This is a genomic window from Microbulbifer sediminum (assembly GCF_021729035.1).
Taxonomy (GTDB): Bacteria; Pseudomonadota; Gammaproteobacteria; order Pseudomonadales; family Cellvibrionaceae; genus Microbulbifer; species Microbulbifer sediminum.
On sequence record NZ_JAJSAP010000004.1, the window covers coordinates 405,295 to 419,665 of the forward strand.

Here is a 14,371-nt window from a genome sequence, read left to right on the forward strand (position 1 = left end):
CGCGCCTGATCGCGCGCGAGGAAAAGCGGGCATTGAAGCCCAACGACTTTCCCGGCGGCATCCATCCGCCGGAGAACAAACAGCAGTCCACTGGTGAGCCCATCGGCAGCATTCCCCTGGCGGAGAAACTGGTGGTACCGCTGATACAGCATACCGGCACTGCCGCCATCCCCGTGGTCAAGCTGGGGGACAAGGTGCTGAAGGGCCAGCTAATCGCCGAGGCCGATGGCCTGATCAGCGGTAATATCCATGCGCCCAGTTCCGGCACGGTGGAAGCCATCGAGCCCGGCCCCATGCCCCATCCCTCCGGCATGGAGGTGGATACCATCACAATCCGCACCGATGGTGAGGATCGCTGGTGCGAACTGACCCCGTGCGAGGACTTCCGCCAGCTGGCACCGATCGAGCTGCTGGAAAAAATCCGTGATTGCGGGGTTGCCGGCCTGGGCGGCGCGGGATTTCCAACCGCGGTAAAACTCGACCCCCACGGTGGCACCGAGATCGACACCCTGATTATCAACGGCACCGAGTGTGAACCCTACATTACCGCCGATGACATGCAGATGCGCGAGCGCGCCGGGGAGATCATTGCCGGCGTTGAAATGATGGCCTATATCCTGGACGAGCCCGACCAGGTCCTGATCGGGATTGAGGACAACAAGCCGGAAGCCATCGAGGCCATGCGCGCCGCCGCGGAGGGCACCCGCTTTGATATCATCGTCTATCCGACCAAATACCCATCCGGTGGTGAGAAACAGCTGATACAGATCCTCACCGGGCGCGAGGTGCCCAACGAGGGCCTGCCTGCCAACGTGGGCGTCATCTGCCAGAATACCGGCACCGCCCGTGCGGTGTACCGCGCGGTGCGCTTTGGCGAGCCCATGATCAGCCGGGTGACCACGGTAGTGGGTGAAGCCCTGGAGAGAAGCCGCAATATCGAGGTGCCGCTGGGCACCCCCATCCGTCATATCCTCAAGCAGCATGGTGTCCACCGTGGACTGATGCAGCGGATCATCCATGGCGGGCCCATGATGGGCTTCACCATCGAAGACGACCGCACTCCGGTGATCAAGACCACTACCTGCCTCCTGGTGCCGACCGACAGTGAACTGCCACCGCCCCCTCCGGCCCAGGCCTGTATCCGCTGCGGCTTCTGCGCCGAGGCCTGCCCCGCCTCACTGCTGCCGCAGCAGCTCTACTGGTACGCGCGGGCTGACGACCGCGAGAAGCTGCAGGCCTACAACCTGTTCGACTGCATCGAGTGCGGTGCCTGCTCCTATGTCTGTCCCAGCACCATTCCGTTGGTGCAGTACTACCGCGCAGCCAAGGGCGATATTCGCATCGCCGAGGAAGAAAAGGAGAAATCCGATCGCGCCCGCGAGCGCTTCGAGTTCCGCAAACTGCGCCTGGAAAAGGCCGAAAAAGAGAAGGAAGCCAAGCGTAAGGCACGACGCGAGGCCGCTGAACAGGCGCGCAAGCAACGCGAGCAACAGGCTGCCTCCGGCAACGGCGACAGCGCGTCTGGCAAGGCCGCGAAAGAAGAGGCCGATGTGGTGGCTGCAGCCCTGGCACGAGTCAAGGCCAAGCAGTCGTCACCGGAGCAGCAGCTGGCCCGCGCCAAACGCTCACTGACCAGCGCCGAACATCGTGTCGAGCGCATGCAGAAAAAACTCGACGCCGCCGACGATGCCCAGCGCGACCAGCTGGCGGCACAACTCAAGGATGCCGAGCTCAAGTTGCAGGACGCCCGGCGCAAGCTGGCCGACGCGCAGGCCAAGGCCAGCCCCTCTGCCGCCACAGATGCCGCCGACGTACAGAGCGGTACCGGCGGCAGTGGCGAAGAGGGAGGGCATGGCGGCCAATCCCGGGCGCAGAGCGCAATCGAGAAAGCCAAGGCTGCCGCCGCGGCGCGGGCCAGTATGGACCCGGCGGAAAAGCTGGCGGCTGAGATAGAGGCCCTCAGGGCCCGCGTGGCCAAGGCAAAAGCGCGACTGGAGAAAGCGCGCGCGGAGCAGGACGAGAACGTCGATGCCTTTGCCACGGCACTGGAAAAATTACAGGAAAAACTGGACCACAAGATGCGCCAGCAACAGGAACAGGACGGGGAAAAATAATGTCTCTGATGCGCATGTCCTCGCCCCATACCCGCTCCGGTGACCGCACTGCCGGGGTGATGCTACAGGTAGCAGCCGCCACCGCCCCCGGCGTGCTGGCACTGGTGCTGTATTTCGGTATTGGCGTGCTGATCAATATCGTCCTGTGCACCATCACCGCTCTCGCCTGTGAGGCGGCAATGGTGAAACTGCGCAACCGGCCGGTGTCCTTTTACCTGAAAGACTACACCGCTTTTGTGACCGCGCTGCTGCTGGGCATTGCCCTGCCCCCATACTGCGCCTGGTGGCTGCCGGTAGTGGGCAGTGCCGTGGCTATCGTGCTGGCGAAACAGCTCTACGGCGGCCTTGGCTACAACCCCTTCAACCCGGCCATGGTGGGATATGTGGTATTGCTGATCAGCTTCCCGCTGGCCATGACCCGCTGGGTGGCGCCGGGCGAACTGATCCAGGGCACACCGGGAATCGCTGAGGCCTTTTCTCTCGTTTTCGGTAACTACAGTGTCGATGGCTTTACCCGCGCCACTCCACTGGAAATCGTGCGCCTGAACGACTCGGTGCTGCTCGAGCAGCTTTACCAGATGGAACCCATACTCAACCAGGGCAGGGTCGCGGGTCTCGGCTGGGAAACCGCCAACCTGGGCTTCCTGGTCGGCGGCCTGTTCCTGCTTTACCGCCGCGTAATCACCTGGCATGCCCCGGCGGCCATGCTCGCCACCCTGGCACTGCTGTCAATGCTCTTCTACGACAGTGGCAGCTCGCTCAGCGAGGGTTCCCCGGCACTGCACCTTTTCTCCGGGGCCACCATGCTCGGGGCGTTTTTTATCATCACTGACCCGGTGAGTGGCGCCACCAGTAACAAGGGCCGCCTGATTTTCGGTGCCGGCGTGGGACTGCTCACCTATGTCATCCGTGCCTGGGGCAGTTACCCCGATGCCGTGGCATTTGCTGTGCTGCTGATGAACTTCGCCGCACCCACCATCGATAATTACACCCTGCCACGTACTTATGGCCACAAGGCACCGCGCAAGGCCACCGAAGGGGAGGAGCAGTAATGCTGAAACGCTCCATGATCAGTAACGCGGTGATACTGGCCCTGTTCGCCCTGGTTACCGCCGGTACCCTGGCAATTACCCAGATCACCACCCGCGAGCCCATCGAGCGTGCAGTCCGTGCCGCCGCAGCCAAGGCACTGCTGGAGATCATCCCCCTGGATCGCCACAGTAACGACATGCTGGTGGACACCTACCCGATACCACGCCAGTACTGGTCGCGCCTGGGGCTCAAGGACGGTGGTGATATCAACCTCGCCCGCGAGGACGGCCGCATTACGGCAGTAATTATCCCCGCAGTCGCCCCGGACGGTTATGGCGGCCCGATCAACCTGCTGGTGGGGGTAAACCGCGATGGCACCGTGGCCGGTGTCCGGGTCACCAGCCACAGCGAAACCCCAGGCCTGGGGGACAAGATCGAGGTAAAAAAGAGTGACTGGATCCTCGATTTCAACGGCAAATCGCTGGGCAACCCACCCCGCGACCAGTGGCAGGTACAGAAAGACGGTGGCGCTTTCGACCAGTTCTCCGGTGCCACCATCACACCTCGCGCGGTGGTAACCCAGGTGCGCGAGGTGCTGGAATTCGTCGCCAAGCACCACCAGGAAATTTTCTCCGCGCCCGTTTCCGAGCGCGCAGTGGAAGTAGAACAGCCCAGCGAGTCCGGCCAGGAGGAGCAGTAAGATGGCAACGCCCGGCTACAACGAAATCAGTCGCAACGGCCTCTGGAACAACAACCCCGCCCTGGTGCAGCTCCTGGGACTATGCCCGCTACTGGCAGTGACCGGTACGGTGGTCAACGCCATCGGCCTGGGACTGGCCACCATCGGCGTACTCACCTGCTCCAACCTGGCGGTATCCATTGTTCGCCGACAAATGCCGGAAACGGTCCGCTTGCCCGTATCGGTGATGATCATCGCCACATTCGTAACCTGTGCCGAGCTGCTGATGAAGGCGTTCACTTATGAGCTCTACCTGGTGCTGGGCATTTTCATCCCACTGATCGTGACCAATTGCGCGATCCTGGGCCGGGCGGATGCTTTTGCCAGCAAGAACCCGGTACTGCCCTCGATGGTGGACGGCTTCATGATGGGCCTGGGCTTTATGGCAGTGCTGATTACGATTGGCGCCATCCGCGAGATCCTCGGCCAGGGCACCCTGTTCGCGGACATGGACCTGTTGCTGGGCCCAGTCGCCCGGGACTGGACTATCCCGGTGCTGGGCAGTGACTACCCGGGCTTCCTGGTGGCGGTACTGCCACCCGGCGCCTTCCTGGTTGCGGGGCTGCTGATTGCAGCCAAGAACGCCATCGACGCCGGTATTGAGCGCCGTCGCAGCCAACCGGTGCGAGTCGTGCCCGGGGCCAAACGAGTGCGCGTTACCGGCAAGATTTCCTGATATGCACCAGCGGCGCGCACGCGCCTGTTGCCATGTAAGGCCCTGTAAGCTGGTTGGCACCACATTCTTCCAAATGACGCTGGCCACGGGATTCTTTTTCGCTAGAATGGTACGCCCGATCAGGGGATTGATCGGGTATGTACGAAATAAAAAGGAATTACCGCTATGACAGTGGACAATGGAAAGTCTGAACTCGTTTACCACGGCCGGCGTGCACAACGCGCTGACAGCCGCCAGCGCCGCAAGGCGATTCTAGAAGCCACACTGCGCCTGATCGTCAAGGACGGTATCCGCGGTATCCGCCACCGCGCTGTCGCCCGCGAGGCCTCTGTCCCGCTGGCCGCCACCACTTACTACTTCAAGGACCTCAACGACCTGATCAGCGATGCATTTACCTACTTCGTTGAACAGGGACTGGAGCATACACGCCAGCTGCAGGAAGACAGTTTCGCCGCAGCCCGCGCACTGTCACCCGAGGAGCGCGCCTCCGCCGGCGGACGCAAGCTGCTGACCCAGCAACTGACCCGCTTTATCCTCACCCATGTGCGGGCCCAGGCCAGCCAGCGCGACTTCCGCCTGATCGAGCTGGCCTTCCGTAACGAGGCCCTCCGCAACGAACAGTTGACCCGGGCGATCCGCATGGCCAACCAGGCCAACCAGGCCCTGATTGAGGAGTTCTTCCAGTTGCTGGATGTCGCCGACTCGGAAGCTGCCGCCCAGATCACCATGGGTACCATCCTCAACCTGGAATACCAGATCCTGAGCGGCGCGGTGGATATCGAGTCACCACTGCTGGAGCGCACCGTCACCAAGATGGTCAAGGGACTGATCCCGGTAAGTGCCCCTGCCAGCCAACCGGTCGCTCTCGACTGAGCCCCTGCCCTGCCCCGCCCCGCTCCGGCGGGGCTGCCCCGCCCCCTCCACAACTGCCACAGCCAGCTAGGCTGGAGGTATGACTCTGTAAACATACTTCATCGCCATGACACCAAGCTGGCGCCTGTTATTCGCAATTATCGTCGCGCTGTTGCTGTCAAACACCGGCTGCGAGCGCGGCAACCCGGGTGCCGTCCCCACCGGTAATAGTGCGGCCGCCTCAACGCCCGGTAACCTTGATGCTATCCCGATAGAACTGTATGACAACTACGTCGAATCCGGTGACCTGGCCGCGATTGAAAAGCGTGGCCGGTTGCGCCTGCTGGTTGATTCCAGTCGTTCGGCCGCCCTGCACCGCGAGGCAACACAACAGGATGTGGAGATCGAACAGGCCCGCCTGATGGCGCATCGGCTGGGCCTGCAGTTGGTCGTGCTGGAGGTGCCCCAATTCAGTGACCTGATCCCAATGCTCAATGCCGGCGGGGGCGACCTGATCGCCAATAACCTGCTGGTAACCGATGCCCGGCGGCAGAAAGTCGACTTCTCGATTCCCACCGCCGAAACCGACGTGGTACTGGTATCCGCAACCGGCACTGAGGATATCAACGACCAGAGCCGGTTGAGCGGGAAGGTTGTCGTGGTGACCGCCGGCACTGTATTCGAGGAGGAGGCTCAGGAATTTACCCGCCAATACCCGGGAGTGGAGCTCCAGATACGCGAGGATAACTATGTCGACTTGCTTATCGAGGTGGCTGACGGTGATGTGGATTTTACCATTGTCGACCGGCAGGCCCTGGACCTGGTATTGCAGTTTCGCGATGGCCTCAAGGCGAACCATGTGTTTCCCGGCCGGCGGGAACTGGCCTGGGCAATCCGAAAGGACTCGCCAGAGTTACTGCAGGCCATCAACAAGCAGGTACAGCAGATCCGCATGACCCGGCCGGGACAGCGCTCCGTGGGTGACCTCCAGGCCATCAGGAAGCGCGGTGTCCTGCGGGCGGTGACACGCAATCATCCCGGCACTTACTTCATGTGGAAGGGCCAGGTTCTCGGGTTCGAGTTCAGACTGCTGGAAAATTTCGCCAAGTCCCTGGATGTGCGACTGGACATTACCGTGGCCGATACCCATGAAGATTTTGTCCGGATGCTGCGTAACGGCGATGTGGATGTTTCCGCAAGCCTGCTGGCAGTGACCCGTCGGCGACAGGCTTCGGGCATGGCGTTCTCCAGGCCCTACCTGCAAAGCCCGACCGGCATAGCCGCACGCGCGGGCGAGAAACTGTCAGGCATGCAGGACCTGGCTGGCCGCACTCTCTGCGTGCGTCGGGCCAGCAGCCAGTACCAAGTGGCGGAGGAACTGAAAAAACAGGTGCCCGGCATTGAGGTGCAGGAAGTTCCCGGGGAGCTGGACATCCAGGAAGTCATCGACAAAGTGGTCAACAACGAGTGCGACCTCACCATTGCTGACGAAATATCTGTCCGGTTGGAGCAGGTGTGGCGCGATGATATCGCGTTCGCGCTCAGGCTGCCCCGGGAAGAAAGCCGTTATGCATGGATGGTGCGGGAGTCCAACCCCAGGTTATTACGGGCCATTAACGAGTTTTTTGCCGAACCCAGCACCGACGACAGGATTCCCGAACTCTTTGAGCGCTATTTCAATGCCCCCAAGCGCACCCGTGACGAAATCGAGGAGCTCAACCGCAGCGGCCAGCTATCCCCTTTTGACGATATCGTGCGCCGGTACGCAGAGGAGTTCGACTTCGACTGGCGACTGATCGTCGCGCAGATGTACCAGGAAAGTAATTTCCACCCCGACGTTAAGTCCTGGGTGGGCGCCAGGAGATTGATGCAGGTGATCCCGAGCACCGGCAGGCGAGTGGGCGAAACCGGCCTTTTCACTCCTGAAAACAGTATCCGGACCGGCATCACGTATATGCGCTGGCTCCCTGACAAGTTTGACGACAAGGGCATCAACCTGGAGAACCAGATGTGGTTCCCACTCGCCCCTTACAACGCCGGCTCGGCTCATGTCGACGACGCGCAGGACCTGGCTCGGGAGAACGGCTGGGATCGCAGGATCTGGTTCGACAACGTGGAAAACGCCATGTTGCTGTTGCCGGACGGGAAATACTTCAGGTAGACCCGCTATGGCTATGCCCCTGAACAGGAACCGGTGGACAACGCACGCAAGATCGAGGCGCGCTTTCGCTCCTTTGCCTCACTGCTGGAGGCACAGAAACAACGGGAGGAACAGGGCAGCCACATGACCCCACCGGGAACCTTCTCCACCGGCCAGGTACGTTACCGCGCCACCAATGCCCGAGCACAGCCTCTGGCTAGACTGTAACCAACGAAACAAGCACCGACCGGTATATAACTCAATGCGGTTTATCCCCCCGAGATTCTCTCTAAGCGTCATTGTCCTGACAATCTTCCTCGCGGCTGGCTATGGCGGCGAGCACGAGGAATCTCAGCAACGCGAGGCGACCGACATGGTCGCAGAACAGGAGTCCTCGGAAAGCGGGAGCGAGACTGCTACGGCAGATGAAGCGAAGGGGGATTCAGCCCCTGAAGCGCAGCAACCTCCAGAGTCCCCGGAAAAAGCTGTCCCTGGGGAGGCCAGGGAAAAGGTCGGTAAAGCGGCAAAGGCACCCGGCCTGTGGGATCGCTTCGCCAAGCGCGTGGCCGGCAAGGATGACCTGCGGCCGGAAGCCGCCTGGTCACCCGAAACTACCGGCGAATACCCCATCGGCGCCTACGACAACTATATTGAGACCGGTGACCTGGACGCCATCAGGAAGCGCGGCAAGCTCGGCATTCTGGTGGATGTCACTAATACCGACTCACTCCACCGGGCTGCCACGCCACAAGACATTGAGATCGAGCGAGCCAAGCGAAAGGCGGAAATACTGGGCCTGGAGCCGGTTGTGCTTTACGCGGAAAGCTTCGACCAGCTGATACCCATGCTGATAGAGCAAGGGGGACATTATCGCCAACAACATGGTCCCAACCTCCGAGCGTCGCGAGCTGATTGACTTCAGCATTCCAATAGCATCCACCCATGACACCCTGGTGTCCCGGGCCGATATGCCTGATATCAAGGAGGGGGACTCCCTCAAGGGCAAAACACTACAGGTGACCAAGGGCACAGTGTTTGAGCAACGTGCTCAGGAGCTGGCACAGAAATACCCTGGCTTGAAAGTCGAAGCGGTAAAGACCAACTATGTCGAACTGGCCCTGCAGGTATCCATGGGGAATATCGACCTCACCATAATTGACGAGATGATATTCGACCTGTTGAGCCAGTTCCGTGACAACCTGAAGAAAAATATTGTCTTTGAGCGGGAGGACCAGCTGGCGGCCGGTATCCGCAAGAACTCCCCCCAGCTGAAAAAGTTTATCGACGATGCCATCCGCGATATCAAACTGACCACCCCCGACCAGCGCTTTATCGGTGATCTGGACCAGATCAGGGAGCGCGGGGTGCTGCGTGCGGTTACCCGCAACCACCCGGGAACCTACTTTATGTGGAAGGGACGCATAATGGGCTACGAATACGAGCTGCTGCAAAGGTTTGCCAGGGATCTCGACGTGCGCCTCGAGATTATCGTGGCCCCCAAACACAGTGACCTCCTGAATTTCCTGCGAGATGGAAAAGCCGATGTAACCGCCAGCCTGCTGACTGCCACTGATATACGCGACAGCCAGGGGGTCGATTTTGGCCCTGCCTATATGGAAGAAAAGGTCAGCGTGGTCGGGCGCCCGGGGGAAACCATCAACAGTATCAAGGACCTGGAAGGCCGTACCGTTCACGTGCTCGAGTCCAGTAGCCAGTATGAAATACTGAGGGAAATCCTGGAACAGTACCCGGACATCAACGTGGACCTGGTGCCGGAAGAGCTCACCATTCCCCAGATCCTTGACCGGGTCGCAGAGGGCGAATACGACCTTACGATTGCTGACGACATAACCGTGCGCCTGGAACACCAGTGGCGTGACGATGTGGACAACCTCCTCGACCTGCATGAGGAGGATAATGTCTATGCCTGGGCGGTGCGCGAGGGAAATCCACAATTGCTGGAGGCCGTGCACAATTTCTTCAACGACAAAAAAATAACCCAGTTAAGAAAAACACTGTTTCGCAAATACTTCGATGAACCCAAGCGTACACGCGACGAAATCAAGGCCTTGAGCGAGAAAGGGGAAATCTCCCCTTTCGACAAAATCGTCAAAAGGTACGCCGATAAACATGATTTTGACTGGCGGCTGGTAGTCGCGCAGATGTACCAGGAAAGCACTTTCGACCCCAAAAAGCCAAGTCATGGGTCGGCGCGCGCGGCCTGATGCAGGTAATGCCCGATACCGGCAAGCAGGTTGGCGAGACCAACTTGTTCGAGCCGGAGACCAGTGTGCGCGCGGGCCTGAAGTATCTGGAATGGCTTCACCGCTAGTTCGAGGACAAAGGTATCACCCCGGAAAACCAGATGTGGTTCACCCTGGCCTCCTACAACGCCGACCTGGGCCATGTATACGACGCGCAGGACCTGGCAGAGGAAAAGGGCTGGGACCACAAAGTGTGGTTCAACAGCGTCGAGAAAGCCATGCTGCTGCTCTCACAGGAGAAGTACTATAAGAAAGCACGGTACGGCTATGCCCGAGGCCACGAACCTTACGATTATGTGCGCAAGATAGCCGCTCGTTTCAGGACCTATGTTTCCCTTCTGGAGGCCTTTAAGCGGCAGCAGCAAGTGGGGAGCCTTACCTGCGCAGCCCTGCCTTCCTGGGTGACCGGGCAACTGGAAGGCCTGGCACACATAACGGAGTGTCGCGAATCACACACCCGGGGCCTGGTGCAGGTGCGGGTCCCCGCACCATAAAAAAGCCGGCGGAATTACCGCCGGCTCAATTGTTGGCATTTACGGTAGATGCGCCAGCTGTCGTCAGCTGCAACTGCCTCCCATCGAGGCCACCCACTCCCGCAGCAATGCCGTGCCCTCCTCGTGCTCGAGGCTGCGTCCCAGTTCCGGCATCATGGCACCGGGGTTGGTGGTTTCAACCCGGAAATTGAGGATGGATTCCTCCGGCTCTCCCGGGACGATGGCAAACAGGCGATTGCCGCTGCCGGTCCCCGCCGCTACCGGTGGCTTACACAGGCCCAGCTTGCGCCGGTCGGACTCCAGGTGGTGCAGCATCAGCCCGGATGTATCGGCGGCACCTGCCGGGTTATGGCAGTGGCCACAGTTGATATCCAGGTAGGATCGGGCGCGCGCTTCGAGCGACTCGCTGCTATCCGCGAAATCCACGTTGCGCGGTACTGTTGTAATTTCCGGCAAGCCGCTCAGGTAACCCAGCTGCTGCCAGTGCAGCAGCTGGTTTCGCGTCCCGTCCCCGTAGGCATAGTCCTTGTTCAGGTGGCGGGCCCGGGGGCCCAACGGCATGATCGCCTTGTCGGTATGGTTGTCCGCATGGCAGCCGGCACACTGGTTCGCATCCGGCACCACATAGGTAAAACCAGCATCCTCGACGCTCTCACTGACCAGCTGCAGGCGGCTGGCGTCGCCGGCAATTTCCAGCACTGCCTCGGTTTGCTCCGCGTTCCATACGTATGGCAGGGCCTGCCAGCCGCCCGCACGCTTCACCAGCAAGCGGGTTTCCATCAGCCGTACATTGTCCAGGTCCAGAGCCTCACCGGTCCGGCCGGCGACATAATCACGGCTGTAGTCATCGGTGCGCAGTACTGCGTCCTGGATGCCACTGGTATCCCGGGGGTAGTAAAAGGTCTTACTGAGAACCGTACCCACAGGGTACTCGAAACGCTCATCCGCGTACTCTGCCGAGGTGCCCGGGGGCATCCAGACCGTGCGCAGTTTGTGGGCATAGTCAGTAAACAGCGCCGTGTTCAGGTCATAGGGAAGCACACCGTCGTTCGGCAGCAATTCACCGTCGATGGCTTCCACGATATGCCAGTCACTGAGCTTTTCCGGAACCGCGTCGCGCTCGAAAATTGCCACCTGCTTTCTTGGTGCATCACAGCCGCCCAGGGCGAGTGCAAAAACCGGGGCCAGCACCGCGCCCCACAACAGCTTACGCATCTTCCGCCTCTAGTTTAGCCATATCAGTTTTTTTCGGCTCGACCTGGTCGAACTCCAGCACCACCTGGGGCAGTTTCTGCAGGGTACACCTGTGCGGTGCAATATCGGTGGATATATTCTTAAAGTCGTTGGAGGCATCGATATTGATGATGCCGGCATCACCGTTGTCAATGCACAGTTTCAGGGGTTCCGGCAATGTGCCATCCACCAGCTTTTCACTGTTCACGACCCCATCCCAGAGAATGTCCGGGAGGCTGCCGCCCAGACCGAACTTGGCCAGCTTCAGGGCCTTCAGCTCAATATGGTCAGGTGAGGCGCCTCCACCGGTGAACTCGTTGTCATAGATAAAGATGCCCTCGGGATAGGGGTCAAAGGCTTCCTGGGTGGATTTATCGGAGTAGTAGCCCGCGGTGTAATAGCTGCTGACGATAATATTGGCCGTGTCATTATCCGCGATCTTGTTATTGAAGATCTCGACATTGTCGTTGGAATTGATCACGATCCCGGATCCTGCAGGGACTGCCGCCACCGGCGTGCCCTCGTGGCCGAAGTTCCCGGTATTGTTCTCAAATACACGGTTATCGTAGACACGGGTGCTGTGGCCCGGCTGCGGCAGGTTGGGCATATTGAAGACCAGGATGCCGCCGGTGTTGTTGGTGGCGATATTGTCATAGACATCAGCGCCGATGGTATTCTCGATCTCGATCCCCGCAACATTGAACTCGGCCCGGTTGTTACGCACGATCACATTGCGTGACTGGCCCACATAGATTCCCGCATCCGATGCGCCAATGGCGACATTGCCCTCAAGCAGGGTGTTTTCCGTCTGTACCGGGTAAATGCCGTAAGCCCCGTTTTCCGTGGCAGGGCCATTGGTCCACTCCACCCGCACGTTGCGGATGACGATATTCTCGCCTTCGTTCACCTTCAGTGCGTCACCGATGGTGTCCTCGATCGCGAGGTCCTCAATGGTGAAGTCGCTGGCATTCACCAGCAGGCCCTCGGCCCCCTGGATCTGGTTCTTGAAGGAAAGCACTGTCTCATCCATCCCGGCGCCACGGATAGTCACACCATCCACGTTCAGGGAAAGACTGCGATTCAGGGCGAAATTGCCAGCCGGGAGTTCAATAACATCGCCGGGCTTGGCGGAGATCAATTGTTTCAGCAACTGCTTCTGGAAGTCCGCGCTCGCTGACGCTGCGGCTGTTCCAGAGATATCGCCACCGGGGTTGTTGTCCCGGGAGCAGGCCGCAGCAAGTACAGCAGCCAGCGCCAGGCCCATATAGGCAGTGGTCTTCATGTGAATTTCCTTTTATTCAGGTTCTTCTATTGTTCGAGTTATCTGCTACCCGGGCCGCAGCTCCATCTGGCCCTACACCCCGCCATCCGCCTACCTGGTACATGTGTACCAATTAAAAACCGCAAAAAATGGCGGGGCTGCAAACAGGCCAATCCTAGCCTATCCCCGGCCGATCCGGCAATAAGGCCTGGGGGGCCACTTGCCGGTCGGCGGGTGGCTGTGTATTGTCTTGGCAGTCACTCGAAGATGGCCAGGCACCATGAAACTGCGAGCACTTTCGGGCGTACCATCAAAAGCAAACCCTCCCGGGGCCCTTTCGGGGCACTTTTCTCCCAACCGACTGGCCTCCTCACTCGCCGTGCTCTTTGCCCTCTTCACCAGCCAGGCCCATACCAGCGGCACCCTGCAACTGAAACTATTGACCGATCACGGTGATACATTCGAGATTGAGCAGCAGGTCGAGAGGGATGGGCCGGACTTCGCTTCCGCAATACTTGGTGAAGAGGGGGCTGTGAGGGAATATCAGGCGATCAAGTGTGATGGTCCCTGGGGGGCGGTGAAATATCGGATGGCCCTGCCCAACGGACCCGGCTACCAGCTGGAACTGGCCCGGGACACCATCCTGCTACGGATCGTGGAACATGCGGTGGTCAGCGAAGACCGCAATATCGAGGCGATGAAGATCCACTGCCGGGATACCCAACCCCGGCCCGTGGTGAAGTCACTGGTTGAAATCCAGCTGGACCGCAGTAGCCCCGCAGAGCAGGAACTGATCCTGCCCAACGGCTACCGGATCCAATATAGTTACCTGCCCGAACAAGGCGAGTGACCGACGATCGCCTGCACTCAGTGGAATACCGGCGCGGAAACAAAGCTCCAGAAAAGCACCGTAGCAACCATTACCACCACCGCCATCACCAGTGACACAGTGACGATGGCACTGGCAAACAGGAAGCCGCGCTCTTCCGACACCCCCATGACGATCGGGATGCCGGTATACAGCAGGTAGACGGCGTAGGCGACGGCCAGCATCGCAATCAGGATATCCAGCCAGAGTACCGGATAGAACCCGGCCAGCCCGGCGATAAAGATGGGTGTGGCGGTAAACCCAGCGATCACCATGCCCTTCATGGGGTAGGTGTCCGCACCATAGGTCTTTGCCATCCAGTGAATAAAGTAACCGACGGCAACCACCCCCAGCACCATGGCCAGGTAAAAGGCCCCCACCAGCGACAGCGCGCTCTGGCTGGTGACCCGGACCGGGTCGCCGCCACCCACGCTCCACCCGATTTCGGTGGTACCGTAAAACCACGCCAGGGCCGGCAACAGTGCCAGGACAATGGCATAGGGGATTTGCCGGCGCAGGCCCTTCTCGGACAGGCCCCCGATCTGCTGCCACTGCTGCCGCGGGTGCACCAGCATTCCGAACATGTAGCTCAACATCCCGTTTCTCCTCACTCAACGCAAGGAACATTCCGCCAAGGCGCTACTGCTTCAGTACTGCTGTTACTTCCTCTGATTTATGCTTGTAAAGGCATATGGCGC

The 14,371-nt window shown here is 60.0% G+C and carries 15 protein-coding genes; 12 read left to right on the top strand and 3 right to left on the bottom strand.

Annotated features, from left to right (window positions below; all coding sequences use genetic code 11):
* Nucleotides 1-8 precede the first annotated feature (8 nt).
* The 11 genes from rsxC (at nt 9) to LVD11_RS09180 (ending at nt 10,311) form a co-directional block, all read left to right on the top strand.
* Nucleotides 9-2,114 carry an electron transport complex subunit RsxC gene (rsxC, locus tag LVD11_RS09130; RefSeq protein WP_237058282.1) on the top strand — a complete coding sequence of 702 codons (2,106 nt, stop codon included), beginning with the start codon at nt 9-11 and terminating at the stop codon, nt 2,112-2,114.
* Nucleotides 2,114-3,166, top strand: coding sequence for an electron transport complex subunit RsxD (gene rsxD / locus LVD11_RS09135; RefSeq protein WP_237058191.1), 1,053 nt, complete (start codon nt 2,114-2,116; stop codon nt 3,164-3,166). Before rsxC ends, rsxD begins: the two co-directional genes overlap by 1 nt.
* On the top strand, nt 3,166-3,846 hold the full coding sequence (rsxG, locus tag LVD11_RS09140; RefSeq protein WP_237058192.1) for an electron transport complex subunit RsxG: 681 nt from the start codon (nt 3,166-3,168) through the stop codon (nt 3,844-3,846). The genes rsxD and rsxG overlap by 1 nt, the downstream gene beginning before the upstream one ends.
* Before the next feature lies 1 nt (nt 3,847).
* Complete coding sequence (locus LVD11_RS09145; protein ID WP_237058193.1) at nt 3,848-4,561, top strand: electron transport complex subunit E; 714 nt, start codon at nt 3,848-3,850, stop codon at nt 4,559-4,561.
* A gap of 165 nt (nt 4,562-4,726) precedes the next feature.
* Nucleotides 4,727-5,434, top strand: coding sequence for a TetR/AcrR family transcriptional regulator (locus LVD11_RS09150; RefSeq protein WP_237058194.1), 708 nt, complete (start codon nt 4,727-4,729; stop codon nt 5,432-5,434).
* Between the two features lie 106 nt (nt 5,435-5,540).
* A complete protein-coding gene (locus tag LVD11_RS09155; protein WP_237058195.1) occupies nt 5,541-7,574 on the top strand; it encodes an MltF family protein in 2,034 nt (677 codons plus the stop codon).
* 33 nt (nt 7,575-7,607) lie between these two features.
* A complete protein-coding gene (locus LVD11_RS09160; RefSeq protein ID WP_237058196.1) occupies nt 7,608-7,781 on the top strand; it encodes a hypothetical protein in 174 nt (57 codons plus the stop codon).
* Nucleotides 7,782-7,815: 34 nt separating this feature from the next.
* Complete coding sequence (locus LVD11_RS09165; protein ID WP_237058197.1) at nt 7,816-8,469, top strand: hypothetical protein; 654 nt, start codon at nt 7,816-7,818, stop codon at nt 8,467-8,469.
* Entirely contained in the window at nt 8,435-9,778 is a 1,344-nt protein-coding gene (locus tag LVD11_RS09170) for a transporter substrate-binding domain-containing protein (RefSeq protein WP_237058198.1), read from the top strand. Before LVD11_RS09165 ends, LVD11_RS09170 begins: the two co-directional genes overlap by 35 nt.
* A gap of 8 nt (nt 9,779-9,786) precedes the next feature.
* Nucleotides 9,787-9,885: a hypothetical protein gene (locus tag LVD11_RS09175; protein WP_237058199.1), complete on the top strand. Its 99-nt coding sequence runs from the start codon at nt 9,787-9,789 to the stop codon at nt 9,883-9,885.
* A gap of 33 nt (nt 9,886-9,918) precedes the next feature.
* Nucleotides 9,919-10,311, top strand: coding sequence for a lysozyme family protein (locus tag LVD11_RS09180; RefSeq protein WP_237058200.1), 393 nt, complete (start codon nt 9,919-9,921; stop codon nt 10,309-10,311).
* A gap of 63 nt (nt 10,312-10,374) precedes the next feature.
* Here LVD11_RS09180 and LVD11_RS09185 read toward each other — a convergent pair whose 3' ends face one another.
* Both LVD11_RS09185 and LVD11_RS09190 read right to left on the bottom strand, forming a co-directional pair.
* A complete protein-coding gene (locus LVD11_RS09185) occupies nt 10,375-11,526 on the bottom strand; it encodes an SO2930 family diheme c-type cytochrome (RefSeq protein ID WP_237058201.1) in 1,152 nt (383 codons plus the stop codon).
* Nucleotides 11,519-12,826: a parallel beta-helix domain-containing protein gene (locus LVD11_RS09190; RefSeq protein WP_237058202.1), complete on the bottom strand. Its 1,308-nt coding sequence runs from the start codon at nt 12,824-12,826 to the stop codon at nt 11,519-11,521. The genes LVD11_RS09185 and LVD11_RS09190 overlap by 8 nt, the downstream gene beginning before the upstream one ends.
* A gap of 358 nt (nt 12,827-13,184) precedes the next feature.
* On the opposite strand from LVD11_RS09190, the gene LVD11_RS09195 reads away from it, so the two are divergent.
* The gene (locus tag LVD11_RS09195) at nt 13,185-13,655 is read left to right on the top strand and encodes a hypothetical protein (protein WP_237058203.1); all 471 of its coding nucleotides are present in this window, start codon (nt 13,185-13,187) and stop codon (nt 13,653-13,655) included.
* Nucleotides 13,656-13,672: 17 nt separating this feature from the next.
* Here the strand turns inward: LVD11_RS09195 and LVD11_RS09200 are convergent, their stop codons facing one another.
* A complete protein-coding gene (locus tag LVD11_RS09200) occupies nt 13,673-14,269 on the bottom strand; it encodes a Yip1 family protein (protein ID WP_237058204.1) in 597 nt (198 codons plus the stop codon).
* Between the last annotated feature and the right edge of the window lie 102 nt (nt 14,270-14,371).

Coding starts and splice junctions, on each gene's coding strand:
- rsxD (WP_237058191.1), top strand. CDS start 2,114: ATGTCTCTGATGCGCATGTCCTCGCCCCATACCCGCTCCGGTGACCGC.
- rsxG (WP_237058192.1), top strand. CDS start 3,166: ATGCTGAAACGCTCCATGATCAGTAACGCGGTGATACTGGCCCTGTTC.
- LVD11_RS09145 (WP_237058193.1), top strand. CDS start 3,848: ATGGCAACGCCCGGCTACAACGAAATCAGTCGCAACGGCCTCTGGAAC.
- LVD11_RS09150 (WP_237058194.1), top strand. CDS start 4,727: ATGACAGTGGACAATGGAAAGTCTGAACTCGTTTACCACGGCCGGCGT.
- LVD11_RS09155 (WP_237058195.1), top strand. CDS start 5,541: ATGACACCAAGCTGGCGCCTGTTATTCGCAATTATCGTCGCGCTGTTG.
- LVD11_RS09165 (WP_237058197.1), top strand. CDS start 7,816: ATGCGGTTTATCCCCCCGAGATTCTCTCTAAGCGTCATTGTCCTGACA.
- LVD11_RS09170 (WP_237058198.1), top strand. CDS start 8,435: ATGGTCCCAACCTCCGAGCGTCGCGAGCTGATTGACTTCAGCATTCCA.
- LVD11_RS09175 (WP_237058199.1), top strand. CDS start 9,787: ATGCCCGATACCGGCAAGCAGGTTGGCGAGACCAACTTGTTCGAGCCG.
- LVD11_RS09180 (WP_237058200.1), top strand. CDS start 9,919: ATGTGGTTCACCCTGGCCTCCTACAACGCCGACCTGGGCCATGTATAC.
- LVD11_RS09185 (WP_237058201.1), bottom strand. CDS start 11,526: ATGCGTAAGCTGTTGTGGGGCGCGGTGCTGGCCCCGGTTTTTGCACTC.
- LVD11_RS09190 (WP_237058202.1), bottom strand. CDS start 12,826: ATGAAGACCACTGCCTATATGGGCCTGGCGCTGGCTGCTGTACTTGCT.
- LVD11_RS09200 (WP_237058204.1), bottom strand. CDS start 14,269: ATGTTGAGCTACATGTTCGGAATGCTGGTGCACCCGCGGCAGCAGTGG.